The following is a 25174-nucleotide window of genomic DNA, read 5'->3' as shown; positions in this document are numbered from 1 at the left end:
TATTCGTCAGAATGTCTCGGAATTCTTTTCGGAAAAAGGTTGCCGCCGCTTCTGCCGACCGGATAGAAAGAGCGGCAGCGAAAACGCAGGAAAATGCAGAAGGAAAGGGAAATGAAATGACGAACCCGTTCGAGAACGCCGAGGGTCGTTACGTCGTGCTGGTCAACGACGAGGGCCAGCACTCCCTGTGGCCCGACTTCGCCGAGGTGCCGGCCGGCTGGGAGGTCGCCCACCCGGAGAGCGACCGCCAGTCCTGCCTCGACTACATCGAGGCGAACTGGACCGACATGCGGCCCAAGAGCCTCGTCCGCCAGATGGCGGCCTGACCGCCGTGACCGGCCCCGGAGCCGTCACGGTGCTCTGGGGCCCCGTCCCCTCCGGCGAACGGCGCGCGGCCCACGTCACCCTGCTGCGCGCCGCCGCGGAGCTGACCGGCGCCCCGCGGCACCGGATCGGACTCACGTACGAGGCCGGGGGCCGGCCCCGGCTGACGGGGCCGGCCGCGGGACTCCACGTGAGCGTGAGCCACAGCCCCGGAGCCCGCGCGGTCGCCCTCAGCACCCACGCGCCGGTCGGAGTGGACGTCGAGACGGTACGGCCGCTCCCCGCCCTGCGGATGGCCCGCCGCTGGCTGTCCCCGGCCGACGCCGACTGGCTGGGGCGGCTGCCCCGGCCGGACCGGGACCGGGCCTTCTACTGGCTCTGGACCCAGAAGGAAGCGGTCGGCAAGGCCCGCGGCCACGGACTCGCCGCGGGCGGCCTCACCCAGCCCCTGCCGGTCCCCGGGCACCGGTCGCCGCACCCCCGGCCCGCCCTCGTCCCCCTGCCGGACGGGACCGGAGCCGCCTGCGCGGTCCTCCCCACCGGACCCGGCGCGCACGTCCTGGCGGTCGCCTGCCTCGACGGCGCCGGCGTCCGCGTCGACCTGCGGCGCACGAGCTGACCGCCCCCCCACACCGCCCCGCACCCACCCCACCTGCACTGCCCACCCCACCCACCCCACCCACTTCACCCCACCCACCGAACACGACGAGAGGAGGCCCGGGATGAGCACACGGAACGACCGCACGCACCAGGGCTCCTGGGCCCGCCGGCTGACCCGCCGCTGCCTGCGCCACCGCCGCGGCGTGCTGCTGTCGGTCCTCGCCGCCGTGGCCGGGACGGCGGTGAGCGCCCTCGTCCCCGTCGTGACGAAGGTGCTCGTCGACGACGTCGTCGTCCGCCCCACCCGCTCGGCCGCCCTGTGGACGGGGCTGCTCCTGGCGGCGGCCGCCGCCGGATACCTCGCCGCCTTCCTCAGGCGCCTGTACGCCGGCCGGCTCGCCGCCGACGTGCAGCACGACCTGCGCGTCGACCTCCTGCGCTCGCTGACCGGTCTTGACGGCACACGGCAGGACGAGCTGAACACCGGGCAGTTGCTCGGCCGCGCCTCCGGCGACCTCAACATGGTCTTCGGCCTCGTCTCGACCGTTCCCACCGCGATCGGCAGCGCGTGCATGCTGCTGGTCTCGCTGGCCCTGATGACCGTACTGTCCCCGCTCCTCGCGCTCGTCGCGGTGGCCCTCGTACCGGCGCTGTGGTTCATCGGCCGGCGCAGCCGCACCTGGCTCCACCCGGCGACCTGGTACGCCCAGAACGAGGCGGCCGCCGTCGCCGGCGTCGTCGCCAGCTCCACCGCGGGCATCCGCGTCGTCAAGGGCTTCGGCCAGGAACGCCAGGAGATGACGCGTCTCACCACGGCCGCCCGGCGCCTGTTCGCCGGCCGGATGCGGGCCGTCCGGCTCAACGCGCGCTACGCCCCCGCCCTCCAGGCCGTGCCCTCCCTCGGCCAGGTCGGGGTGCTGGCCTTCGGCGGCTGGCTCGCCGTCCGTGGCCAGCTCACCCTCGGGACCCTTCTCGCCTTCTCGGCCTACCTCGCCCAGCTCGTCGGACCGGTGAAGACCCTGGCCGCGCTGCTCACCATGGGCCGGCAGGCCGGGGCGGGCGTCGAGCGGGTCCTCGAAATGATCGACACCCGGCCCGTGCTGACGGAGGGCGACCGGCCCCTGCCCCACCAGGGGCTCCTGGACATCGAGTTCGACCGGGTCACCTTCGCCTACGGCACGGGAGGACCGGTCCTCCACGACGTCTCCCTGCGCATCGCCCCCGGCGAGACGGTCGCCGTCGTCGGCGGCCCCGGATCCGGCAAGTCCACGCTCGCCCGGCTTCTCTCGCGGTTCCACGACGTCTCCGCCGGAGCGGTCCGCGTCGGCGGAACCGACGTACGCGACCTGACGTTCGACTCCCTGCGGGGTGCCGTGGCCACCGTCCCCGAGGACACCGTGCTCTTCGCCGGCACCGTGCGCGACAACATCGCCTACGGCAGGCCCGGCGCCACCGAGGCGGAGATCCACGCCGCGGCCCGCACCGCCCGCGCCCACGGCTTCGTCCAGGCGCTCCCGGACGGTTACGACACGCGGATCGGCGAAGGCGGCGGCGGCCTGTCCGGCGGACAGCGCCAGCGGCTCGCCCTCGCCCGGGCCGTCGTCACCGCACCCCGGATCCTCGTCCTCGACGACGCCACCTCCGCCGTCGACGCCCGGGCCGAGCGGGACATCCACGACGCGCTGCGGGCCCGTGCCGAGCGGTGCACCACGCTCCTCGTCGCCCGCCGCAGGTCGACGCTGGCCCTCGCCGACCGCATCGCGGTCCTGGACCGCGGTCGCGTCGCCGACATCGGCACCCACGACGAACTCCGGGCCCGCTGCCCGCAGTACCGCACCGTCCTCCAGGACCAGGACCAGGACCAGGACCAGGACCGGGAGCAGGACCGGGAGCAGGACCGGGAGCAGGACCGGGACCGGGACCTCGCCGGCGACGGGGCGCGGCCCCGTACCCCCGCCACCGGCCCCACCGGGGCGGGCACCGCGAGGCCCACCGCCGGGCCCACCGCGAAGCCCGCGCCGCAGCCCGCGCCGCAGTCCGCGCCGGAGTCCGCCGCGGCCGCCCGGATGCGGGCCCGGATCGCGGCCCTGCCGCCGGCCACCGACACCCCCGGCATCGACGAGGACGCCGCCGCCCGGGACCTCACCGACCCCGCCGGACGCCCCTTCGGCCTGCGCCACCTGCTGCGCGGCTTCCGGCTGCCGCTCGTCCTCGGCCTCACGCTGGTCGTCGCCGACGCCCTCGCCGGCCTGGCCCTGCCCTACGCCATGCGCAACGGGATCGACGGCGGGACGCGCCGCCTCGCCCTCGACGCCGTGGGGGCGGCCTCGCTCGTGAGCCTCGCCCTGGTCGTGACGCAGTACGCCGTCCAGTGGGGGGCCATCAGGGTCACCGGCCGGACCGGGGAACGGATGCTGTACGCGCTGCGCGTGCGGATCTTCGCGCACCTGCACCGGCTCGGCCTCGACCACTTCGAGAACGAGGCGGCCGGCCGCACCATGACCCGGATGACGACCGACGTCGACTCGCTGTCCTCGTTCCTCCAGACCGGCCTGATCAGCGTCCTCGTCAGCGCGCTGACCCTGGTCGGCGTCCTTGTCGCCCTGTGCCTCGCCGACGCCGGGACCATGCTCGTCGTCCTCGCGCTCGTGCCGGTGCTGATCCTCGCCACCGTGGTGTTCCGGCGCCTGTCGGCCCGGTCCTACACCCGGGCGAGGGAGTGCCTGGCCATCGTCAACAGCGCGCTCCAGGAAGGCGCCGCGGGCCTGCGCACCACCCAGGCGTTCCGCCGCGAGGAGGCCCTCGTGCGCCGCTTCGCCGGGCACAGCGACGCCTACCGGCGCGTCCGCGTCCGCGGACAGTTCCTGATGGCCGTGTACTTCCCGTTCATCCAGTTCCTCGCCACCTGCTCCACCGCCGCGATCCTGTGGACCGGCGCGGCCCGGGTCGGCGCCGGCACGATGACGGTCGGCACCCTCGTCGCGTACCTCCTCTACCTCGACCTGTTCTTCGTCCCCGTCCAGCAGCTCTCCCAGCTCTTCGACGGCTACCAGCAGGCCCGCGTGTCCCTGCTGCGCATCCGGGACCTGCTGCGGGTGCCGAGCTCCACGCCGGTCACCGCCGGGCCGCTGCCCGTACGGTCCCTGCGCGGCGAACTCGTCCTCGACGACGTGCACTTCCACTACCGCGACGGCGGTGCGGCGCTGACCGGGATCCGGCTGCGCATCCCGCAGGGGCAGACCGTCGCGTTCGTCGGCGGGACCGGGGCCGGCAAGTCGACGCTGGTCAAGCTCGTCGCCCGGTTCTACGACCCGACGCACGGCGCCGTCCGCATCGACGGCACCGACCTGCGCGAACTCGACCTCGCGTCCTTCCGGCAGCGGCTCGGCGTCGTCCCGCAGGAGCCGTACCTGTTCGCCGGAACCGTCCGCCAGGCGATCGCCTACGGGCGGCCGGACGCGACCGACGCCGAGATCACCGAGACGGCACGGAAGGTCGGCGCCCACGAGGCGATCACCGCGCTCGAGGGCGGCTACGACCACCGCGTCGCCGAAGGCGGGCGCAACCTCTCCGCGGGCCAGCGGCAGCTGATCTCCCTGGCCCGGGCGGAACTGGTCCGGCCGGACGTCCTCCTGCTCGACGAGGCCACCTCCGCCCTCGACCTGGCCACCGAGGCACTGGTCAACCGGGCCACCGAACGCCTCACCGCCGGACGCACGACCCTCGTCGTCGCCCACCGCCTGTCCGTCGCCTCCCGCGCCGACCGGATCGTCGTCATCGACGGCGGACGGGTCCACGAGGACGGCACCCACGAGGAACTGCTCGCCCTGGACGGGAAGTACGCCGGACTCTGGCGCGCGTCCCAGGGACACCCGCCCGCGGCCCCCGCCTCCCGAACCCTCTCCCTCTCCCACGAACGGAGCGCGCCATGAGCACCACCAGCCTGCCGATCCCCCGGGTAGCCGCGGACGGCGCGCCCGACGAGACGGCCCGGAGCATCGCCCTGGCACAGCCGCGCGGCTTCTGCGCCGGCGTACGCCGCGCCATCGGCATCGTGGAACGCGCCCTCGACCTCCACGGCGCACCGGTGTACGTCCGCAAGGAGATCGTGCACAACCACCACATCGTCGCCGAACTGGAGAAGCGCGGCGCCCGTTTCGTCGACAGCGAGGAGGAGGTGCCCGAGGGCGCGGTCTGCGTCTTCTCCGCCCACGGGGTGTCCCCGGCGGTACGGACCGGGGCCGCGGACCGCCGGCTCGACGTGATCGACGCGACCTGCCCGCTGGTCGCCAAGGTGCACCAGGCGGCCCTGCGCTACGCCCGCGACGAGCGGACCATCCTGCTGGTCGGCCACGCCGACCACGAGGAGGTCGAGGGCGTCCGCGGCGAGGCCCCCGAGCGCACCCTCGTCGTCGAGAGCGAGGAGGACGTCGAGCGGCTCGACCTGCCTGCCGACGCGCCGGTGGCCTACCTCACCCAGACCACCCTGTCGTTCGACGAGACCGCACGGGTCGTCGAGGCGCTGCGCCGCAGGTTCACCGACATCACCGGCCCGGCCGGCAGCGACATCTGCTACGCCAGCCAGAACCGGCAGAACGCGGTCAAGGCGCTGGCCCGCGACAACGACCTCGTGCTCGTCGTCGGCTCGCGCAACTCCAGCAACTCCAACCGCATGGTGGAGGTCGCCCGCGAGCACGGCAGCGCGGCCCACCTGGTGCCCGACGCCGGAGAGCTGGACGAGTCCTGGCTGACCTCGGTCTCGCGCATCGGCATCAGCTCCGGCGCCAGCGCCCCGGAGGTCCTCGTCCGGGGACTCGTCGAGCGCCTCGCCTCCCTCGGCTGGACCGACGTCCAGGTCGACGGGGGCACCGCCGAGGACGTCGTCTTCTCCATGCCCGCCCGGCTCGCCGACCCGGCCACCGGTCGCGTACCGCGCACCCCACTGGCCGATGAAGCCCTGTGACCAGAACTGGATCCGTCATGATGTCGATCGAATCGGTCCACGGACCGGACGACCTGCGTGCCCTCTCCCCGCGGCAGACCGAGGAACTCGCCGCCGACATCCGCCGGCTGCTCGTGGACGAGGTGACCCGCACCGGCGGGCACCTCGGGCCGAGCCTCGGGGTCGTCGAACTCACCCTGGCCCTGCACCGGGTGTTCGAGTCCCCGCGCGACCGCCTCCTGTGGGACACCGGGCACCAGACCTACGTCCACAAGATCCTCACCGGCCGCGCCGGGGCCTTCGGGACGCTCCGGCAGCCGGGCGGCCTCTCCGGCTACCCCTCCCGGACCGAGTCCGAGCACGACGTCATCGAGAACTCCCACGCCTCGACCGTCCTGTCCTACGCCGACGGGCTCGCCAAGGCGTACGAGCTCCAGGGCGTCACCGACCGCGCGGTCGTCGCGGTCATCGGCGACGGCGCGCTGACCGGCGGCATGGCCTGGGAGGGCCTCAACAACCTGGCCGCGGCCCCCCACCGCCCGGTCGTCGTCGTCCTCAACGACAACACCCGCTCCTACGCCCCCACGGTCGGCGGCATCCCCGAGCACCTGGCCGAGCTGCGCACCGGCGCACGCCCCCCGCACAGCGTGTTCGAGACCCTGGGACTGGCCTATGTGGGCCCCGTCGACGGACACGACATCGCTGCCCTGGAAGAGGCCCTGCGGCACGCGGCGGGCCACGGAGGCCCGGTCGTCGTCCACTGCCTGACGGAGAAGGGCCGCGGCCACGCCCCCGCCGAACAGGACGAGGCCGACCGCTTCCACGCCGTACGCCCCCGGCCCGCCGTACGCCCACGGACCGCCGGCGGCCCGGCCGTCCCGCGCACCGACACACCCGAACCGCCCTCCTGGACCGATGTGTTCGGCGAGGAGCTGGCCGAACTCGGCGCCCGGCGCCCCGATCTCGTCGCCCTCACGGCGGCCATGCTCGCGCCCACCGGCCTGAACCGGTTCGCCGACCGCTTCCCCGACCGCACCTTCGACGTCGGCATCGCCGAGCAGCACGCGGTCACCTCGGCGGCGGGCCTCGCCCTCGGGGGCCTGCACCCCGTGGTGGCGCTCTACGCCACCTTCCTCAACCGCGCCTTCGACCAGATGCTGCTCGACGTCGCCCTGCACCGCGCGCCGGTCACCTTCGTGCTCGACCGGGCGGGCGTGACCGGTGACGACGGCGCCTCCCACAACGGCATGTGGGACCTGTCGCTGTTCCAGATGGTGCCCGGCCTGCGCGTGGCGGCCCCGCGCGACGCCGCCACCCTGCGCCGGGCGCTGCGCGAGGCCGTCGCGGTCCAGGACGGCCCCACCGCGCTGCGGTTCCCCAAGGGCGGCACAGGACCCGACATCCCGGCGATCGGCACCCTCGCCGGCATGGACATCCTCAGGCGCGCCGGATCGGGCCGCGCCGGTTCGGGCCGCGCCGGTTCGGGGGAGCGCGACGTGCTCCTCGTGTCCGTCGGCGCGATGGCCGGGGTCTGCCTGGAGGCGGCCGACCGGCTGGCCGAGCACGGCTTCGGCGTCACCGTCGTCGACCCGCGCTGGATCACCCCGGTGCCCGAGGCCCTGGTGGAACTGGGCCTGGCCCACGGCCTGGTCGCCACCGTCGAGGACGGCGGACGCGCCGGCGGAGCCGGATCCGCGATCGCCCAGGCGCTCGCCGACGCCGGCGCGCGGACCCCCGTACGCACCTTCGGCGTGCCGCAGCGCTTCCTCGACCACGGCCGGCGCGACGACATCCTCGCCGCGTGCGGCCTGACGGGACGCGGCATCGCCCGCGCCGTCGTCGAGACGCTCGCCCGGCGCGACGACGCCGTGGGCCTCGGCACCGTGCGTCCCGGCGCCGTACGCCTCGACGCACTGGCCCCGCAGCCCGTCGGGGCCGACCAGTAGCCCGGCGGGACCCGCACCCCGCACGCGTACCCCGCACCCGCACCCGTACCCGCACCGATACACCGCACCCGTGCCCCGCACCCGTACCCGTACCCGTACCAGACCAGGAGAACGCAGATGACGGTCCCGCTCGGAATGCCGCCGATGCCCGCGCCGGTCCTCGCGCCGCGCCGTCCGACCCGCCAGCTCCGGGCCGGCACCGTGGGGGTGGGCAGCGAGTCGCCGATCTCCGTGCAGTCCATGACGACCACACTCACCTCCGACGTCAACGCCACGCTCCGGCAGATCGCCGAACTGACCACGGCCGGCTGCGACCTCGTCCGGGTGGCCTGCCCCTCGCAGGACGACGCGGACGCCCTCCCGCTGATCGCCGCAAAGTCGCAGATCCCCGTGATCGCCGACATCCACTTCCAGCCGCGCTACGTCTTCGCCGCGATCGAGGCGGGCTGCGCCGCGGTCCGCGTCAACCCGGGCAACATCAAGAAGTTCGACGACCGGGTCAAGGACATCGCCCGCGCCGCCAAGGACCACGGCACTCCCATCCGGATCGGCGTCAACGCCGGCTCGCTGGACGCCCGGCTGCTGAAGAAGCACGGGAAGGCCACCCCCGAGGCCCTGGTCGAGTCCGCGCTGTGGGAGGCGGGCCTCTTCGCCGAACACGACTTCCACGACATCAAGATCTCCGTGAAGCACAACGACCCGGTCGTCATGATCCGCGCGTACGAACTGCTCGCCGAATCCTGCGACTACCCCCTCCACCTCGGCGTCACCGAGGCCGGCCCGGCCTTCCAGGGCACGGTCAAGTCCGCGGTCGCGTTCGGCGCGCTGCTGCGCCAGGGCATCGGCGACACGGTCCGCGTCTCGCTGTCCGCGCCCCCGCTGGAGGAGGTCAAGGTCGCCGACCGGATCCTCCAGTCGCTCAACCTGCGCCCCCGCAGGCTCGACGTCGTCTCCTGCCCCTCCTGCGGGCGCGCCCAGGTCGACGTCTACAAGCTGGCGGCGGAGGTCACCGCCGGCCTGGAGGGCATGGAGGTCCCGCTGCGTGTCGCCGTCATGGGCTGCGTGGTCAACGGCCCCGGCGAGGCCCGCGAGGCCGATCTCGGCGTCGCCTCCGGCAACGGCAAGGGCCAGATCTTCGTCAAGGGCGAGGTGATCCGCACCGTCCCGGAATCGAAGATCGTCGAGACGCTGATCGAGGAGGCGCTGCGCCTGGCCGAGGCGTACGACCCGGCCGAGGACGGCCCGGGCACCCCTCGGGTCGCGGTACTCGCCGGCTGAACCGCGCCCGCGCGCCGCGCACCCCGCACCCCGCAGTTCCCCCCCATACCCACACTCCCCACCCCCCTTCCGTCCGATGACGTCATGAGCCCGAGGAGGCCGCCGGTGGACACCGAACAGCGCATCCGCCGCTACTACGAGCTGGTGGACGAGGGCGATGTGCCCGCCCTCGTCGAGCTCTTCGACCAGGAGGCCGTCTACCACCGTCCCGGCTACGACCCGCTGGTCGGCAGGGCCGAGCTGGAGCGCTTCTACCGCGAGGAGCGCGTGATCAGGGAAGGCCGGCACACGCTGTCCACCACGCTGGTGCACGAGGACGGCGCCGCGGTACACGGCACGTTCGAGGGGACCCTGCACGACGGCCGGCGGGTGTCGCTGCGCTTCGCGGACTTCTTCACGTTCTCCGAGGCCGGGACGTTCCGCAGCCGTGACACCTTCTTCTACGCCCCGCTGGTCTGACGGATCCGAAGAACCCGACGAGAGGAGCGCGCTGTGACACCGAGACACGGCTTCGGGGAGCGGTTCACCGACCACATGGTGATGCTGGAGTGGACCGCCGAAGGCGGCTGGGCGGGCCGTCCGCGCCTGCTGCCGTACGGCGACCTGACCTTCAGTCCGGCGATGGCCGGGCTGCACTACGGCCAGGTCGTGTTCGAGGGCCTCAAGGCCCACCGCCGGCAGGACGGGACCCTCGCCACGTTCCGGCCGGACGCCCACGCCCGCCGCTTCCGGCAGTCGGCCCGCCGGCTCGCCATGCCCGAACTGCCCGAGGAACTCTTCCTGGAGGCCGTGGACGCCTTCGTCGGCCGCGACGGCGCCCTGCTGCCCGCCGGTGACCCGACCCTGAGCCTGTACCTGCGGCCGGTGCTGTTCGCCAGCGAGGCGTGTCTGGCACTGCGCCCCGCACGCGCGTACACGTTCCTGCTGATGGGCTTCGTCACCGGCGGCTTCTTCTCCGACCGGCCCGACCCGGTGTCGGTCCTCGTCTCCCGGGACTTCTCCCGTGCCGCGCCCGGCGGCACCGGCCAGGCCAAGTGCGCGGGCAACTACGCGGGAGCGTTCCTGGCCCAGCGCGCGGCCGCCGAGGCGGGCTGCCGGCAGGTGGTGTGGCTCGACCCTGTGGAGCGGCGCTGGATCGAGGAGATGGGCGGCATGAACCTGTTCTTCGTCCGCGGAACGGGCCCCTCCGCCGAGCTCGTGACCCCTCCGCTCACCGGCACCCTGCTCCCCGGCGTCACCCGTGACGCGCTGCTCACGCTGGCCGCGCAGCGCGGGTACACCGTCCGCGAGGAGCGGATCTCCGTCGAACAGTGGCGCGCGCAGAGCGAGTCGGGCGTCCTCACGGAGACCTTCGCCTGCGGTACGGCGGCCCTGGTGACACCGGTCGGCGAAGCGCGCGACGGTGACGAGCGCTGGCTGATCGGGGGCGGGAAACCGGGCGCGGTGACCATGGAACTGCGGGACGCGCTCAGCGATCTGCACCAGGGACGCGCCGCGGACCCGCACGGATGGCTGCGCGCCTGCGCGGTGTCGGGGGAGGAGGCCACGCGCTGATCCGCCGCACAGGCCCTGGGCCTGTGCGGCGGATCATGGCCGGGTCCGCGCCTGATCCGCCGGACAGGCCCTAGACGCGGTGGACGTCGACGCCCTGGGCCGTGAGTTGCTCGACCAGGTCGTCGGGAGCGTCGTGGTCGGTGACCAGGGTGCCGATCTCGGGGATCGTGCAGACCCGGGCGAACGCGTGCCGGCCGAGCTTGGTGGAGTCGGCGACCACGATCACCTTCTCCGCCTGTTCGGCCATGGCGCGGTTGGCGCCGGCCTCGCCCTCGTCGTGGGTGGCGGCGCCGAAGCGGGGATGGACGGCGTCGACGCCGAGGACGGCGAAGTCGAGCGAGAGGCCCTGGAGGACCAAGGTCGCGAGCGGGCCGGTCAGTTCGTAGGACTGGGGGCGGGCGACCCCGCCGGTGACCACGGTCTTCACGTACGGGCGGACCGCCAGTTCGTTGGCGATGTTGACGGCGTTGGTGACGATCGTCAGCGCCGTGGACCCGCCGTGCTCGGCCAGGTCGGCGCGGGTGGCCAGCTCGCGGGCCACCTCGGAGGTCGTGGTGCCGCCGTTGAGCCCGACCACGGCGCCCGGCGGGATGAGCGCGGCGGCGGCGCGGGCGATGCGCTGCTTCTCGTCGGCCTTGCGCGCGGTCTTGTAGCGCAGCGGAAGGTCGTAGGTCACGCCGCTGAGCACCGCGCCGCCGCGGGTGCGGGTGAGCAGCTGCTGCCGGGAGAGCTCCTCCAGGTCACGGCGGACCGTCGCGGGTGAGACCCCGAGCAGCTCGGCGGCCTCGCCCACCTCGATGCTGCCGCGCTCGCCCAGCGCGTCGAGCAGCCGGGTCCACCGCTCGTGCGCGCTCATCACCGTTCTCCTCGTCTCAGGTCATCGCCTCGCGGCGTCCAGGAGGCGAGGGTAACCCGCGCCCGCGCTTCTGTGATCAACCTTGCGCATTGGTTGCTCAAAGATGCGCGGAGCGGCTATAAAACAATCACGTTCAATCATTCGGCCCTGGCGCAGGCCGGGTCGTCGCGCCCTTCTGGGAGGCTCCTGTGAGTCATGTCGACGTGGAAATCGCCGAGCAGCCCTCGTGCTGGCGCCGGGCGTTGGAGGCCCGTCCGGCAGGGTTGCCGGAGGCGGGTGAGCGGGTCGCGGTCGTCGGCTGCGGCACCTCGCTCTACATGGCGCAGGCGTACGCGGCGCGGCGCGAGGGCGCCGGGCTCGGTGAGACGGACGCGTTCGCCGCCTCCGACTTCCCGGCCGCGCGCCGCTACGACCGGGTGGTGGCCATCACCCGGTCCGGCACCACGACGGAGGTGCTCGACGCCCTCGACCGGGCCGGATCCACCCCGACCGTGGCGCTCACCGGTGACGTCGGCACCCCGGTCAAGGACGCCGCCGACATCGTCGTGGACCTGTCCTTCGCCGACGAACGGTCCGTCGTCCAGACCCGCTTCGCGACGACCGCCCTCGTCCTGCTGCGCGCGAGCCTCGGCCCCGTACCGCAGGACCTCCCGCGGCAGGCCGAGGACGCCCTGGCGGCCTCGCTCCCCGACGAGCTGCTGAACGCCCGTCAGTTCACCTTCCTCGGCACCGGCTGGAGCACCGGCGTGGCCCATGAGGCGGCGCTGAAGCTGCGTGAGGCTTCCGGGGCGTGGACGGAGTCGTACCCGGCGATGGAATACCGGCACGGCCCCATCAGCGTCAGCGGCCCCGGCACCGTCGTCTGGTCCTTCGGCGAACCGCCCGCCGGGCTCGCCGACCAGGTCCGCGCGACCGGCGCGTACCTCACGGTCTCGCCCGGTGACCCCCTCGCCGACCTGATCCGCGCCCAGCGCCTGGCCGTCGCCCTCGCCAAGAGCCGGGGCCTGGACCCGGACCGGCCGCGCAACCTCACCCGCTCCATCGTCCTCACCGGCTCATGACCACCGCCACGCGCACCACGAGGACCACCGGCACCAGGAGCACCAGGAGCACCGCGCGGACGGCCGCACGGACGGTCATCGCCCTGGATGTCGGCGGCACCTACATCAAGGGCGGCACCCTCACCGACGGCGCCCCTGCCCTGGAGCACGCCGACCGCTGGTACACGCGCGCCGACCGCGGCCCCGAGGCGGTTCTGGAGACCGTCCTCGCCTGCGCCGAAGAACTCGCCGGGCGCTGTCCGGACGCGGACGCGGCGGGGATCGTCGTCCCCGGCATCGTCGACGAGGAGTCCGGACTCGCCGTCCTCGCCGCGAACCTCGGCTGGTGCGACGTGCCCGTCCAGGACTGGCTCGCCGAACACCTCGACCTGCCCGTCGCGTTCGGCCACGACGTTCGCGCCGGGGGACTGGCGGAGGCTCGCCTCGGCGCCGCCCGCGGCTGCGCCGACTTCCTCTTCGTCCCGGTCGGCACGGGCATCGCCGCCGCCGCCTTCAGCCGGGGCCGCGCGCTCACCGGCGGGCACGGCCGGGCCGGGGAACTCGGCCATGTGGTCGTCCGGCCCGGCGGCGACCACTGCCGGTGCGGAGGACGCGGCTGCCTGGAGACCGTGGCATCGGCGGCGGCCGTCGCCCGCCGCTACGCCCACGCCACCGGCTGGCACGGCATCACCGCCCGTGACGTCCAGCGCCGCGCCGACACGGGCGACGCGGTGGCCGCCGGGATCTGGACCGAGGCGATCGAGGCACTCGCCGACGCTCTGGCCGTCGCGGTCACGTTGTACGACCCCGAACGCATCGTCCTCGGCGGCGGACTGGCCCGCGCGGGCCAGGCGTACCTGGCGCCCGTACGCGACGCCCTCGCCCGGCGGCTGACCTTCCAGGCCGCCCCGGACGTCACCGAGGCCCGGCTCGGGGACCGGGCGGGATGCATGGGAGCGGCGCTCCTCGCGCACGACCTCCTGGAGCGGGAGCGGGAGCGGGAGCGCTCGTGATCGTCACCCTCGACGCGGCCCTGGACATCCACTCGTACGCGCCGTCCGGACGGTTGCGTGGCAAACCGGACCGGCGCCGGAGACGCGGCGGTCGCCGCCCCGGTCCGGGGCCCGGCGACCGGCGTCACCTGGCCGTAGCGGCTCGCCGAGATGGTGGCGCTGTCGCCCCGCCAGCGGCCGGCACGTTCCGCCCCACCGTCCACCGGTGCCTGCGCGGCGCGGTGGAGGCCCGCCCCCTCCTTCCCCTCTCCTAAGGAACCGTCATGCCTCTCGTACCTACGGGGGACATCGTCGCCCCCGCCGCGCACGCCCGTCACGGCGTGGGAGCCTTCAACGTCATCCAGCTCGAACACGCCCAGGCGATCGTGGCCGGCGCGGAGGACGCCGACGCACCGGCGATCCTCCAGATCAGCGAGAACACGGCCCACTACCACGGAGGTCTCCAGGCCATCGGCCTGGCGACCCTGGCCGTGGCCCGCGCCGCCCGGGTCCCGGTCGCGGTCCACCTCGACCACGCGACCTCCGACGACCTGGTGCACGAGGCCGTCGAGCTCGGCTTCAGCTCGGTCATGTACGACGCCTCGGTCCTCCCGTACGAGGAGAACCTCCGCGCCACCGAGGCGATCACCGCCCACTGCCACGCGGCCGGGGTCTGGGTGGAGGCCGAGCTCGGCGAGGTCGGCGGCAAGGACGGCGTCCACGCCCCCGGCGCCCGCACCGACCCGGCCGAGGCCGTGGCGTTCGTCGCCGCCACGGGAGCGGACGCGCTCGCGGTGGCCGTGGGTACCTCCCACGCCATGCTCACCCGGGACGCGGCACTGGACTTCGCCCTGATCCGCGCGCTGCGTGAAGCCGTCCCCGTACCGCTGGTGCTGCACGGCTCCTCCGGCGTCGCGGACGGCGCGCTGACCACCGCGGTCGATCACGGCATGACCAAGGTCAATATCGCCACGCATCTGAACCGGGTCTTCACCACGGCCGCGCGCGAGGTGCTCGACGGTGCCCCGGCGCTCGTCGACACCCGCCGGTATCTCGGCGCGGGACGGACGGCGATGGCCCGTGAGGTGACGCGGCTGCTCGGCGTGCTCGGAGCTGCGGCCGTGTCCGCGTCGCCGGCACGGTGACGAGCCGGGGCAGGCGCCCCTTTTGCGCGCGCCGGGGGCCTGGATTCAATCGGTGGTGCCGTGCCCTGGGCGGGGTGCTGCATGCCGTGTGGGTTTGCTTCCCCTGCCCATGGCCATCTCGTCGAGGCGCCCGCCGGTCGAACGCCTCTCGCCGACGAAAGGGATCTGTGCTTTGCCCCGCGGCCACCCTCCCCTGCCCGCAGCGGTGCGCTGGTGGAGCCGTGCCGTGTCCCCCGTGCTGGGGAGGTGCAATCGAAAGGATGATCACTTCGTCACTCGGGTTGATGTAACGGTTCTTCTTCTGCGTCCGTCTGCCGCGGGTTGCTCATAGCGTCTCCGGTGATCACGGCGCGCTGATCAAGTGCGTCGGCCGCGTACAGAGGAGACACAGATGACGAGCACCACCCTGAAGAAGCAGAAGTTCAGCGTCCTGTTCGACTGGTTCAACCAGGGCAAGGACGGGCACCTCAAGCAGGACGACCTTCAGGAGATGGCCGGTCGGTTCGCGGGGCTGGCCAAGGACGACCACGCGAGCGCGACGGCGGTGCGGAACTCGTTCGAGGCGTGGTGGCAGCTGCTTCTCGAGCACGGTGACGGTGACGGCGACGGGCGCATCTCCCGTGACGAGTTCATCGCCGTCATGGGAACGGACGTCGTCGAGGGTGCGATCTTCACGATGGCCGACGCGCTGATGCAGGCCCTGGACACCGACGGCGACGGGACGCTGAGCCGCACCGAGTACGTGAGCATGTACGACGGGCTGGGGATCGCACGGGAGCACTCGGAGGCGGCGTTCGAGCGCCTCGACCGGGACGGCAACGGGGTGATCAGCAGCGACGAGTGGCGGCTGGCGCTCCGCGAGTTCTACCTCAGCACCGACCCGGAGGCCCCGGGCAACTGGCTGCTCGGCCCTGTCGCCCCCGCCGTCTGACGCGGGTGCGCCGGTAGAGCAGACCGTGTGACGGTGCTGCCGCTGGAGCCCCGGGTGGTCGCCCGGGGCTCCAGCGGGACCGCGACGACCGGCATGGTCTTCCGGCTCGTCACCAACGTCCGTGCGGAAGCCGTCCGCTACGCGAAGGGCGGCTTCGACATCGTCGCCATCGATCACGCCGGCCACGCGGTCCGGGGCCTCCGCTGAGGCCCCGGACCGCATCGTCACCGTCGAGCGCCCGGGCCGGCCTGTCAGCTGGTTCCGTCAACAAGGGGAATGAAAATGGTCCACAGCACAGTAGGCAAGAAGGTACCGCGAGCGCGCGGAGCGCTCCCCGTCGTCGGGCACTTGCCGACCCTGCTCCGCTCTCCTCTCGATTTCCTGAAGTCTCTTCCCGCACAGGGGGATGTCGTCAGGATCCAGACAGGATCGAAGCCTGCCTACGTCGTGTGCACCCCCGAACTCACCAGGCAGGTACTCGCCGACGACATCACCTACGACAAGGGTGGGCCGATCTTCGAGAAGATGCGCCGCGTCGCGGGTGACGGGATCGGCTTCTGCCCGTATGCGAAGCATCGGCCTCAGCGGAAGATGATGCAGCCCTCGTTCTCCAAGACGCGGATCCGCACCTATGCGGAGGCGATGTCCGAGGAGGTCCGGGATCACGTCACCTCGTGGCAGGCGGGTGAGCGTGTTTCCGTCCCTGGGGAGATGAGGTCCCTCATGTCGAAGATCACCACTCGTGTCATCTTCGGGAGGACCGACCTCGACAGGGAATTCGTCGACTCGTTCGACGAGCGGATCACGCAGGTGTTCCAGGAGTCGTTTCAGCGTGCCCTCATGCCGGCCGACTGGCTGAACACGATTCCCATCCGCCGCAACGTGCGCTACGAGCAGGAGGTCGACGAACTCATCGCCGGCCTGATCGCCCTCATCGAGCAACGGCGAGGCAGCCGGAGCGACGACGACCAGGACCTTCTCTCCTCCGTCATCGACTTTCACGAAGGAGATGACAAGGGGCTGGGTGATCAGCTTGTCACCCTGTTCATCGGCGGTACGGGGAATTCGGCGATGACTCTCGCATGGAGCCTCTACCTCGTCGCCAAGAACCCCCACATCGAGGCGCAGTTGCACGAGGAGGTCGACTCCGTCCTCGACGGCCGGACGGCCCGCTTCGAGGACCTCGAGAATCTCCCGGTGGTGGATCGTGTCCTCAAGGAGACGATGCGGCTCTACCCGTCCGGCTGGAACCTCAGCAGGATCGTCACGCGGGACACCACGCTCGGAGGGTACGAGCTGCCGGAAGGATCGACGGTCTACTACAGCCCGTTCGTCCTCCACCACGACCCCGAGCTGTTCCCCGACCCGGAACGGTTCGACCCGGACCGGTGGCTGCTCGACGACTCCACACGGGTCCGCGGCTCCTACATCCCCTTCGGCTTTGGCGCCCGGAAATGCATCGGTGACCATTTCGCGGAGGTCCAGATGGCCCTCGCCCTGGCGTCCATCGTCCGCATGTGGAATCTCACCTCGCTGTCACCCACCTATGTGGCACCGGTGCCCCGGGTGACGATCAACCCGTCCGACTTCCACGTCCGGCTCACCCCCCGCCCCTAGGACAACCCCCCGAAGCCATCGACCGAGCCTCAACGGGAAGAAGACAGATGCCCCACCAGAACCTCCAGTTCGACATGCCGTTCGCACTTCGCCGAAACCCCGCGCTGCAAGAGGTCTTACCCGCACACCTGGCCTGGCTCCACACGTTCGGCTTACTGCCCGACGAAGGAGCCGAACAGGAGTATCTGCGATGGGACGCCCCGGCGCTGTCCGCCTACTGGTGGCCCACCGCGGACAGTGAGGGCCTCCTTCTCGGGCTCGACCTCTACGGATGGATCTTCGCCTTCGAGGGACAGTTCGACGGCCCCGTGGGCAACGACGTCGACGCGACCCGAGCCGCCGTCCAGAGCATCCTCGACGAGTTGGACGAGACCCCCGCACACACGCCCGCCAACCCGGCCGCGGCAGCCTTCCGCGACCTGTGGGCCCGGCTCGGCGACGGGATGTCCCCCCACTGGAGCCGGCGAGCCGCCACCAACTGGAACAACTACCTCTCGGCCGTCCTGTCGGAGACACGCAACCGCGCTCAGGGGATCATCCCCGACGAGACGAGCTACCGGGAAATCCGCGAAGTGTCCGGCCTGATGTACCTGCTGCTTGACGCCACCGAGCGCATCGGGCGGTGCGAGATCTCGCCCGCCGTGTACGGTACCCGCCCATTCCAGACCATGCACCAGGCGACAGTCCGGGCGTGCAACTTCTGCGAGGACCTGTTCTCGTGGCAGAAGGAGAGACTCCAGGGCGACCCCCACAACCTCGTCTTCATCCTCGAACGCGAACGCGGATACTCACAGAGCGAGGCAGTGGACGCCGTCGTGTCCATCGTCCGCGAATACGCGAAGGAGTTCCTGCGCTCCGAAGCGGAACTCCCCGGGGTTCTCGAGCGCCTGAACGAGCCTCTCGAGGGCCGGGCGCGTGCCTATGCGATGACCGACTACATGCGGGCCAACTTCTCCGGCACCTACGAATGGTGCCGCGTGTCCCCCCGCTATACGTCCACGGCGCCGACGCGCGAGGAACAGCCGGGTTACCTCGGAGACATCCTCAACCAGCCTCGCACCCCCCGGCCGGCCGGCAGGGCGCTGGCCGCCCGACCGGCCTGAAGACGTTCACCCCGCAACGGGACCAACCGTGAAATGGCGCTCGCGAAAAGCCGACTGCGGACATCACGGTACGGACCCCGGCAATGCGCGTGTGCCGGCGTGCCAGGGCAAGTCGCTCTGGCCGCCGGTCATCGAGACGCCCCTCACCAGGGCGGCGCTCGGCGTGCCCTACGGAGATTTCATGACTACCGCCCCAACTCCCGCCCGGGCCCGGATCGCGGCCGCCTGCCGTGCCGTGACCGAGGCCCCCGCCTTCTCCCTGGTCGTCCTGGCCGTGATCCTGCTCAACGCCGCACTCATGGGCGCGGAGACGTACCACGGCTTCGCGGCCGACCACGCCGTCGAGCTGGACTGGGCCGAAAGCGGATGCCTCGTCTTCTTCACACTCGAGATGCTGCTGCGCCTGGCCGCCCACGCCGACCGGCCAAAAGAGTTCTGGCGCGACGGATGGAACGTCTTCGACCTGATCGTCGTGGCCAGCGCCTACACGCCCGTCGTACGGGAGAACGCCACCCTCCTGAGACTGCTCCGCATCGGGCGGGTTCTGCGCACCGCCCGGTTCCTGCCCCAGCTGCGCATCCTGTTCATCGCGGTCTCACGCAGCGTGCCCGGCGCCGTCAGCTTCCTCTTCGTCGGGGCCGTCATCCTCTACGTCTACGCCATGATCGGATGGGTCTGCTTCAGCTCCCACGACCCCGCCCACTTCGGCTCCCTGGGCCGCGCCCTGCTCACCCTGTTCCTGCTGATGACTCTCGACGGCCTGCACGAAGCCATCTACAACGGGCTGGCCATCTCCCACCTGAGCCTGCTCTACTACGGCTCCTACGTCCTGCTCGCCTCCTTCGTCCTGGTCAACGTCCTCATCGGCGTCGTACTCAACAGCCTGGACGAAGCCCGCGAACTCGACAACACCGCCGTCGCCGCCGACCGCACAGCCCGCGAAGGAACAACCGGGGCCAAGGCCGCAGCCGTGTCCGTCCCCACGCAGGCGAACCCTGGGGAACTCGCCGAACGCATCGCCGACCTGCGACAGGCCCTCGACACCCTGGAACAGTCCCTGGCCGCACGACCGCCCGGCCCCCACGACCAGGACCACATGACGCCCATCCCCTGACCGCCGCTCCCGCTCCCCGGAAACCCGCCGCGCGGTTCTGGGACGGCATCAGCAGCAGGTCCGGGCGTATTCCGGACTACACGTTGGTGAAGTAGATCGCCGATCTGGCAAACGGTGCCTAAGGGTGCGGGAAGTGAAACGCTGAGCCGTTGACAGGGTGCCCGTCGCCGCATGGCCGGCGCAGTAATCGCCGTGCTCCGCACATGCGGAGCGTGGCTCCTGAGCAGGGGCAGTTCTTCGACCGCTTCGGCCGAGGGACGGCCGGTCCAGTCGGCATGCCCCTGCTCGATCCAGCGCACGAGGAGCGCCGCGGGATCTGCCAGTTCGCTGGCCAGCGCGTCCGTCTGCCGTCTGCATAGCGCGTCGGTGCGGGCCTGGTCCCATGGCCATCTCTTGATGCTGGTCCTGCTGGTCCTGCCGGTCTTGCGGTCCACTCGGCGGCGCTTGAGCTGGACGGCTTGGCGGGCCCCGGGGAAGAGCAGGTTGTCCACCGTGCACACCTTGATCCGGCGGATCTCGCCCCGTCCGTGTCCGGCCTCGCGGGTGCGTGGTCGTCAACTCGGCACGTGGGGCGTGCTCTTTGGGTGACCCCGATCGTGCTCTCCCCTTGAGCGTTCCGGTTCCGGCGCCTGGACGGGAGTCTTCATGCCAGGCCGCGGCCAGCGGACGCGGATGGAGGAGGGATCCCATGCTCGACAAGGGGGAAATGGTGCTGCCTGCCGTGGACAGCAGGGATTTCAGGCAGGCCATGGGCCGCTTTCCCACCGGCGTTGCGGTGGTGGCGGCGGGGGCCGGAGTCGGTACCGAGGCGCTGACCGTGAACTCGGTGGCCTCCGTCTCGCTCGACCCGCTGCTGGTGTCGGTCTGCCTGCGGCCCGACAGTCGCGTCTCGCGGCGGATCGCCCAGCGCGGCGAGTTCACGCTCAGCTTCCTCGCCGCCGACCAGTGCCCCGTGTCCACGCTGTTCGCCTCGCGCGAGCGCCCGGTTGGCCTCCAGGCACAACGCCGGCTCGGTGATGTCGTGGGGCCGCGCGGCTCGGTACTGGTCGAGGGCGCACTGGCCGCGCTGGAGTGCGCGGTCGAGGCGTTCGGCGACGGCGGGGACCACGTGATCGTCCTCGGCCGGGTGGAGGGACTGCACCTCGGCGACGCCGACCGGGAGCCGCTGGTCTTCCACCGCGGCGGCTACACCAGGCTCGCCGCCTACGCCGACGCGCAGAGCTGAGTGGACCGACGTGACCGAGCAACGACGCCAGGCCGCCGACGCGGCCGGAAAGGTGCAGCACATGGCGTACGCCGCAGCCGGGCCCCGGGCCGGAGTCACCGCGGGCATCAGGGAGATCGGTACGTGCGTCCCCGAACGGGTGGTGACCAACGAGGAGCTGACACAGCGCCTCGACACCTCCGACGAGTGGATACGCTCCAACATTGGTGTGGAGACGCGGCGTTACGCCGATTCCACGGACTGGACCTCCGACCTCGGAGCCCGTGCGCTGCTGGACGCCTGCGCGCGGGCCGGTGTCGAACCGGCCTCCGTGGACCTGGTGATCTGTGGGACCTACACCCCGGACCGCATGCTGCCCAGCACCGCTGTCACGATCATGGGCAAGGCCGGCATCAGTGGCACGCCAGGCTTCGACGTCAACAGCGGCGGCTGCCCCGGATCGGTGTACGCGCTGGAGATCGGCGCCAATTTCATCGCCTCCGGTGCCTACCGCCGGGTGGCCGTCGTCCTCGCCGACGTCAACACCAAGATCTTCGACCCTCAGGACCGCACGGTCGCCGTCATCTTCGGCGACGCAGCAGCCTGCTATCTGCTGGAGCCGGTCACCTCCGGAGCCGCCGGGCTCGGCGCGGCCCGCCTCGGCAGCGAGCCCGCCGGGCAGTCCGTCGGCCACGTCACGCGCGAACCGCGCTACGACGAAAACGGCGAGCGGCGACAGTCGGGCTTCGGCGACAACTTCACCGTCATGGTGGGCCGCGGCATCCGCGACTTCGTGCTCGGCACCGTCCCCGGCCTCATCGAGAAGACGGTCGGCGACGCGGGCCTCGGCCTTGACGACATCGACTTCTACGCCCTGCACCAGGCCAACCGCCACATGGTGCACACCATCCTCGACACCCTCGGCCAGTCGCGCGACAAGACGCTGACCAACATCCAGCACATCGGCAACACCTCCGGCGCCTCGGTCCCGCTCGTACTGCGGGACGCGCTCGACGCGGGCCGGATCAGCCCCGGTGACCGGGTCCTGCTGGCCGCCTTCGGCGCCGGCCTCAACTACGGCGCGCTGGTGACGCGCTGGTGCGGCCCCGAGGACTTCGGGTGAGCCGTTCCCCCCGCACCACCGACCGCACAACGCAGCGAGGAGTCTTCATGGGAAGCGTGACAGGAAGCATCAGCATCGCGGCGCCGTTCGCCGAGGTGTACGCCGTCGTCTCCGATCCGGGGCGACTGCCCGACTGGTGCACCGACTTTGCGCGCGCCTCGCGCAGGGACGGCGACCACTGGACCGTGGAGACGCCGTTCGGCCCGGTCGAGGTGCGTTCCTCAGCCGACCGCGCCACCGGAGTCGCCGACTTCCGGGTGGTCTCCGAGCACGGCGACCACCGCGCGTTCACCCGCCTCGTCGCCGTCTCCGACAGCGAGACCGAGTTCGTCTTCACCCGTCTGTTCGGCGAGGGCGAGGGCGAGGCAGAGGCGCCGCGACTGCTCTCCGTCATCGAGGGCCGCCTGAAGACCCTCTCCTCGCTGTTCTGAGCCCTCCCGCGCCGAGCCGATTCGAACCACCCGCTGTTCCAACCCGAAGGGAAAGTCTGTGAAGTTCGCCTGGATCGACCTGCGTTCGGTAAGTGCCGAGCACCGAGAGGCCGTCGTCGACGCCGCCGTCCACGCCCGCCTGGAGGGTGTGCTCGACGACAACCTGGAGGTCCTCGCCTCCCTGCCGCCGACCGTCCTGAAGGTCCTGCTGCCGACCCCCGGCGCGCCACTGCCGCCCGAGGCCGCGAACGTCGCCGACATCGTTCTGACGCAGATCACCAACACCGACGAGCTGGACAAGCTCAAGCTCGACGGTGGCGACTCCGTCGGCGCGTTCGTCGACGTCGTGGACGACCCGACACTGCGCCTGGCCTGCGCCGCGGCGATCGCCCTGCCGAACACGCTGGTCAAGTTCCGCGACCCCACCAAGATCCCGCTGGAGATCGTCATCGCCGCGGCCGACAAGGCGCCCGGCCGGCTGATCTGCGAGGCCGGCGACCTGGAAGAGGCCGGGATCATCGTCGACGTACTGGAGAAGGGCTCCGACGGTCTGCTGTACGGCCCGAAGGACGCCAACGAGGTGTTCGGCCTGGTCGGCCTGCTCGGCGGGAAGACCCCGGACCTCGACCTGACCACCCTCACCGTGGAGTCCATCGAGCACAACGGCCTCGGTGACCGCGTGTGCGTGGACACCTGCACCCACTTCGGCAAGGACGAGGGCATCCTCATCGGCAGCTACGCCACGGGCTTCATCCTGGGCGTCAGCGAGACCCACCCGCTGCCGTACATGCCGACGCGGCCCTTCCGGGTCAACGCCGGTGCGCTGCACTCGTACGTGCTCGGCGAGGACAACCGCACCAACTACCTCAGCGAGCTGAAGGCCGGCTCCACCATCCTCGGTGTCACCGCGGACGGCCGGACCCGTCGCATCGTCGTCGGCCGGGTGAAGCTGGAGTCCCGCCCGCTGCTCACCATCCGCGCCGTCTCGCCCGACGGCGTCGAGGTCAGCCTGACCGTCCAGGACGACTGGCACGTGCGGGTGCTCGGCCCGGGCGCCAAGGTCCTCAACGTCACCGAGCTCAAGGCCGGCGACCAGCTGCTCGGCTACATCGCCACCGACAAGCGGCACGTGGGCTGGCCCGTCGCCGAGTTCTGCATCGAGAAGTAGTCGCTCACGACACCGCAGTCCGGTGCGCCCCGGAGCACCCCTTCCCCCCGGGTGCCCGGGGCGCACCACGCACCGAGCAAGGAGTTGCCGGATGGCCGATACCGCACCACCGACGAAGGACTCCGGCCCGGCGCCGGCACCCGGAACGGCCCTCACCCCGTTCACGGTCACCGTCGAGCGGGGCAGGCTCCGCTTCTTCGGCCGGGTCGTCGGGCTGGAGGACAGCGAGTTCACCTGCCTGGACCGGGCCCGCCGGGCCGGCCACCCCGATCTGCCCGTACCGCCCACCTTCCTCTTCGGCCTGGAGCTGGAGCACCAGAGCAGGGCGACGGAACAGGACGGGCCGCCGGTGGACCCGAGCCGGGTCCTGCACACCGAGCAGTCCTTCACCTACCACCAGACCGCGCACGCCGGTGACGAACTGGTCTTCTCGCCCGTGATCACCGACGTGTACCGGCGGCGCGGCGGAACCATGGAGTTCGTCGTGCGCGACACCGCGGTCACCCGCACCGACGGCACCCCCGTCGCCGACCTGCACCAGGTGATCCTCGTGCGTCACCCGGAGGCCGCCCGATGAGCACCCCGACGCCCGCCCCCGCCCCGGTCACCGCGGACCTGCCCGACCTGCACCCGGGCGAGGTCACCCGGGCCCTCCTGGCCCTGTTCGCCGGTGCGTCCGGCGACCACAACCCGATCCACATCGACAGCGACGCGGCCCGCGCCGCCGGCTTCGACGACGTCCTCGCCCACGGCATGCTCTCGATGGCCTTCCTCGGCCGGCTGGTCACCTCCTGGGTTCCCCTCGACGCCGTCCGCTCCCTGAAGGCGCGGTTCTCCGCGGTGACCCCGGTGCACGCACGCCCGCACTGCACCGGACGCGTCACCGCCGTGGAGGAGGACGAGCTCGGGGAGCGCCTGGCCCGGATCATGCTGACCGTCCGGCTCCAGGACGGCACGGTGACGGTGCGCGGCGAGGCTGTGGTGGCGGCGGACCTGCTGCCGGTGCCCTGACAGACTCTCATCCGAAAGGACAGCAACCATGGCACGTTCCGTGCTGGTCACCGGCGGAAATCGGGGCATCGGACTGGCCGTCGCCCGCGCCTTCCTCGACAACGGCGACAAGGTGGCGGTGACCCACCGCGGCACTCCGCCGCCCGAAGGCATCTTCGGCGTGCGCTGCGACGTCACCGATGCCGCGCAGGTGGAGGCCGCCTTCAAGGAGGTCGAGGATGCGCACGGGCCCGTCGAGGTCCTGGTCTCCAACGCCGGCATCACCGACGACACCCTCCTGCTGCGGATGAACGAGCAGCGGTTCACCTCCGTCCTGGACACCAACCTCACCGGCGCCTACCGGGTCTCGCGACGGGCGGCGCGCAGCATGCTGCGAGGTCGCTGGGGCCGGGTGGTGCTGATGTCGTCCGTCGCCGGTCTGAGCGGCACGGTCGGCCAGGTCAACTACGCGGCCAGCAAGTCCGGGATGATCGGCATGGCACGCTCCATGGCCCGTGAGCTCGGATCGTGGGGTGTCACCGTGAACGTGGTGGCGCCGGGCCTGGTGCTCACCGACATGGCCGAGCAACTGCCCGAGGAGCGCCGCGAGGAGATCCGTGGGCAGATCCCGCTCGGCCGCCACGGCACCGTCGAGGAGGTGGCTTCCGCGGTGCGCTGGCTCGCCTCCGACGCCTCCGGTTACGTCACCGGGGCGGTGATCCCGGTCGACGGGGGCCTGGGCATGGGCCACTGAGCCGGCCCCGCCGCGCGGAAACGGGCCGGTGATGAGCAGGAACAGGCTCCGTCGGGTGCTCA

The 25174-nt window shown here is 72.0% G+C and carries 24 protein-coding genes; 23 read left to right on the top strand and 1 reads right to left on the bottom strand.

The annotated features are described in order from the left end of the window. Nucleotides 1-116 precede the first annotated feature (116 nt). The 8 genes from AB0C73_RS32415 (at nucleotide 117) to AB0C73_RS32380 (ending at nucleotide 10644) form a co-directional block, all read left to right on the top strand. Nucleotides 117-326, top strand: coding sequence for an MbtH family protein (locus AB0C73_RS32415; protein WP_362536971.1), 210 nt, complete (start codon nucleotides 117-119; stop codon nucleotides 324-326). A gap of 5 nt (nucleotides 327-331) precedes the next feature. Continuing rightward, nucleotides 332-943 (top strand): 4'-phosphopantetheinyl transferase superfamily protein, encoded by a 612-nt coding sequence (locus tag AB0C73_RS32410; protein ID WP_362536970.1) that lies wholly within the window; start codon nucleotides 332-334, stop codon nucleotides 941-943. A 103-nt stretch (nucleotides 944-1046) separates the two neighbouring features. After that, on the top strand, nucleotides 1047-4856 hold the full coding sequence (locus AB0C73_RS32405) for an ABC transporter transmembrane domain-containing protein (protein WP_362536969.1): 3810 nt from the start codon (nucleotides 1047-1049) through the stop codon (nucleotides 4854-4856). Next, nucleotides 4853-5887: a 4-hydroxy-3-methylbut-2-enyl diphosphate reductase gene (gene ispH / locus AB0C73_RS32400; RefSeq protein ID WP_362536968.1), complete on the top strand. Its 1035-nt coding sequence runs from the start codon at nucleotides 4853-4855 to the stop codon at nucleotides 5885-5887. The genes AB0C73_RS32405 and ispH overlap by 4 nt, the downstream gene beginning before the upstream one ends. 17 nt (nucleotides 5888-5904) lie before the next feature. After that, complete coding sequence (locus AB0C73_RS32395) at nucleotides 5905-7812, top strand: 1-deoxy-D-xylulose-5-phosphate synthase (protein ID WP_362536967.1); 1908 nt, start codon at nucleotides 5905-5907, stop codon at nucleotides 7810-7812. A gap of 117 nt (nucleotides 7813-7929) precedes the next feature. After that, complete coding sequence (gene ispG, locus AB0C73_RS32390; protein ID WP_362536966.1) at nucleotides 7930-9090, top strand: flavodoxin-dependent (E)-4-hydroxy-3-methylbut-2-enyl-diphosphate synthase; 1161 nt, start codon at nucleotides 7930-7932, stop codon at nucleotides 9088-9090. Nucleotides 9091-9195: 105 nt separating this feature from the next. Next, entirely contained in the window at nucleotides 9196-9549 is a 354-nt protein-coding gene (locus AB0C73_RS32385; protein WP_362536965.1) for a nuclear transport factor 2 family protein, read from the top strand. Nucleotides 9550-9552: 3 nt separating this feature from the next. Beyond that, on the top strand, nucleotides 9553-10644 hold the full coding sequence (locus AB0C73_RS32380) for a branched-chain amino acid aminotransferase (RefSeq protein WP_362536990.1): 1092 nt from the start codon (nucleotides 9553-9555) through the stop codon (nucleotides 10642-10644). Between the two features lie 70 nt (nucleotides 10645-10714). Here AB0C73_RS32380 and AB0C73_RS32375 read toward each other — a convergent pair whose 3' ends face one another. Then, the gene (locus tag AB0C73_RS32375; RefSeq protein WP_362536964.1) at nucleotides 10715-11500 is read right to left on the bottom strand and encodes a DeoR/GlpR family DNA-binding transcription regulator; all 786 of its coding nucleotides are present in this window, start codon (nucleotides 11498-11500) and stop codon (nucleotides 10715-10717) included. A gap of 188 nt (nucleotides 11501-11688) precedes the next feature. Here AB0C73_RS32375 and AB0C73_RS32370 point away from each other — a divergent pair, with 188 nt between their 5' ends. The 15 genes from AB0C73_RS32370 (at nucleotide 11689) to fabG (ending at nucleotide 25112) form a co-directional block, all read left to right on the top strand. Beyond that, the gene (locus tag AB0C73_RS32370) at nucleotides 11689-12561 is read left to right on the top strand and encodes a sugar isomerase (RefSeq protein WP_362536963.1); all 873 of its coding nucleotides are present in this window, start codon (nucleotides 11689-11691) and stop codon (nucleotides 12559-12561) included. Next, entirely contained in the window at nucleotides 12558-13553 is a 996-nt protein-coding gene (locus AB0C73_RS32365) for an ROK family protein (RefSeq protein WP_362536962.1), read from the top strand. Before AB0C73_RS32370 ends, AB0C73_RS32365 begins: the two co-directional genes overlap by 4 nt. A 263-nt stretch (nucleotides 13554-13816) precedes the next feature. Next, nucleotides 13817-14677, top strand: coding sequence for a class II fructose-bisphosphate aldolase (locus AB0C73_RS32360; protein ID WP_362536961.1), 861 nt, complete (start codon nucleotides 13817-13819; stop codon nucleotides 14675-14677). A gap of 391 nt (nucleotides 14678-15068) precedes the next feature. After that, nucleotides 15069-15608 carry an EF-hand domain-containing protein gene (locus tag AB0C73_RS32355; RefSeq protein ID WP_362536960.1) on the top strand — a complete coding sequence of 180 codons (540 nt, stop codon included), beginning with the start codon at nucleotides 15069-15071 and terminating at the stop codon, nucleotides 15606-15608. Between the two features lie 27 nt (nucleotides 15609-15635). Next, nucleotides 15636-15815, top strand: coding sequence for a hypothetical protein (locus AB0C73_RS32350; protein ID WP_362536959.1), 180 nt, complete (start codon nucleotides 15636-15638; stop codon nucleotides 15813-15815). Nucleotides 15816-15890: 75 nt separating this feature from the next. Next, nucleotides 15891-17225, top strand: a complete 1335-nt coding sequence (locus AB0C73_RS32345) for a cytochrome P450 (RefSeq protein WP_362536958.1) — start codon at nucleotides 15891-15893, stop codon at nucleotides 17223-17225. 47 nt (nucleotides 17226-17272) lie between these two features. Beyond that, nucleotides 17273-18328: a hypothetical protein gene (locus tag AB0C73_RS32340; RefSeq protein WP_362536957.1), complete on the top strand. Its 1056-nt coding sequence runs from the start codon at nucleotides 17273-17275 to the stop codon at nucleotides 18326-18328. A 181-nt stretch (nucleotides 18329-18509) separates the two neighbouring features. After that, a complete protein-coding gene (locus tag AB0C73_RS32335) occupies nucleotides 18510-19442 on the top strand; it encodes an ion transporter (RefSeq protein WP_362536956.1) in 933 nt (310 codons plus the stop codon). Nucleotides 19443-20130: 688 nt separating this feature from the next. Further along, nucleotides 20131-20667: a flavin reductase family protein gene (locus tag AB0C73_RS32330; protein ID WP_362536955.1), complete on the top strand. Its 537-nt coding sequence runs from the start codon at nucleotides 20131-20133 to the stop codon at nucleotides 20665-20667. A 10-nt stretch (nucleotides 20668-20677) separates the two neighbouring features. Next, nucleotides 20678-21769 (top strand): ketoacyl-ACP synthase III, encoded by a 1092-nt coding sequence (locus AB0C73_RS32325; RefSeq protein ID WP_362536954.1) that lies wholly within the window; start codon nucleotides 20678-20680, stop codon nucleotides 21767-21769. Between the two features lie 47 nt (nucleotides 21770-21816). After that, complete coding sequence (locus AB0C73_RS32320; RefSeq protein WP_362536953.1) at nucleotides 21817-22200, top strand: SRPBCC family protein; 384 nt, start codon at nucleotides 21817-21819, stop codon at nucleotides 22198-22200. A gap of 58 nt (nucleotides 22201-22258) precedes the next feature. Further along, nucleotides 22259-23368 carry a 3-dehydroquinate synthase II gene (locus AB0C73_RS32315; RefSeq protein ID WP_362536952.1) on the top strand — a complete coding sequence of 370 codons (1110 nt, stop codon included), beginning with the start codon at nucleotides 22259-22261 and terminating at the stop codon, nucleotides 23366-23368. 91 nt (nucleotides 23369-23459) lie between these two features. Continuing rightward, entirely contained in the window at nucleotides 23460-23945 is a 486-nt protein-coding gene (locus tag AB0C73_RS32310; protein ID WP_362536951.1) for a MaoC family dehydratase N-terminal domain-containing protein, read from the top strand. Beyond that, a complete protein-coding gene (locus AB0C73_RS32305) occupies nucleotides 23942-24379 on the top strand; it encodes a MaoC/PaaZ C-terminal domain-containing protein (protein WP_362536950.1) in 438 nt (145 codons plus the stop codon). The genes AB0C73_RS32310 and AB0C73_RS32305 overlap by 4 nt, the downstream gene beginning before the upstream one ends. Before the next feature lie 28 nt (nucleotides 24380-24407). Then, nucleotides 24408-25112: a 3-oxoacyl-ACP reductase FabG gene (gene fabG / locus AB0C73_RS32300; RefSeq protein WP_362536949.1), complete on the top strand. Its 705-nt coding sequence runs from the start codon at nucleotides 24408-24410 to the stop codon at nucleotides 25110-25112. Nucleotides 25113-25174 lie beyond the last annotated feature (62 nt).

The sequence above is a fragment of the Streptomyces sp. NPDC048623 genome, from assembly GCF_040650755.1.
Lineage (GTDB): Bacteria > Actinomycetota > Actinomycetes > Streptomycetales > Streptomycetaceae > Streptomyces.
This window is presented reverse-complemented; position numbering and strand designations above follow the sequence as displayed.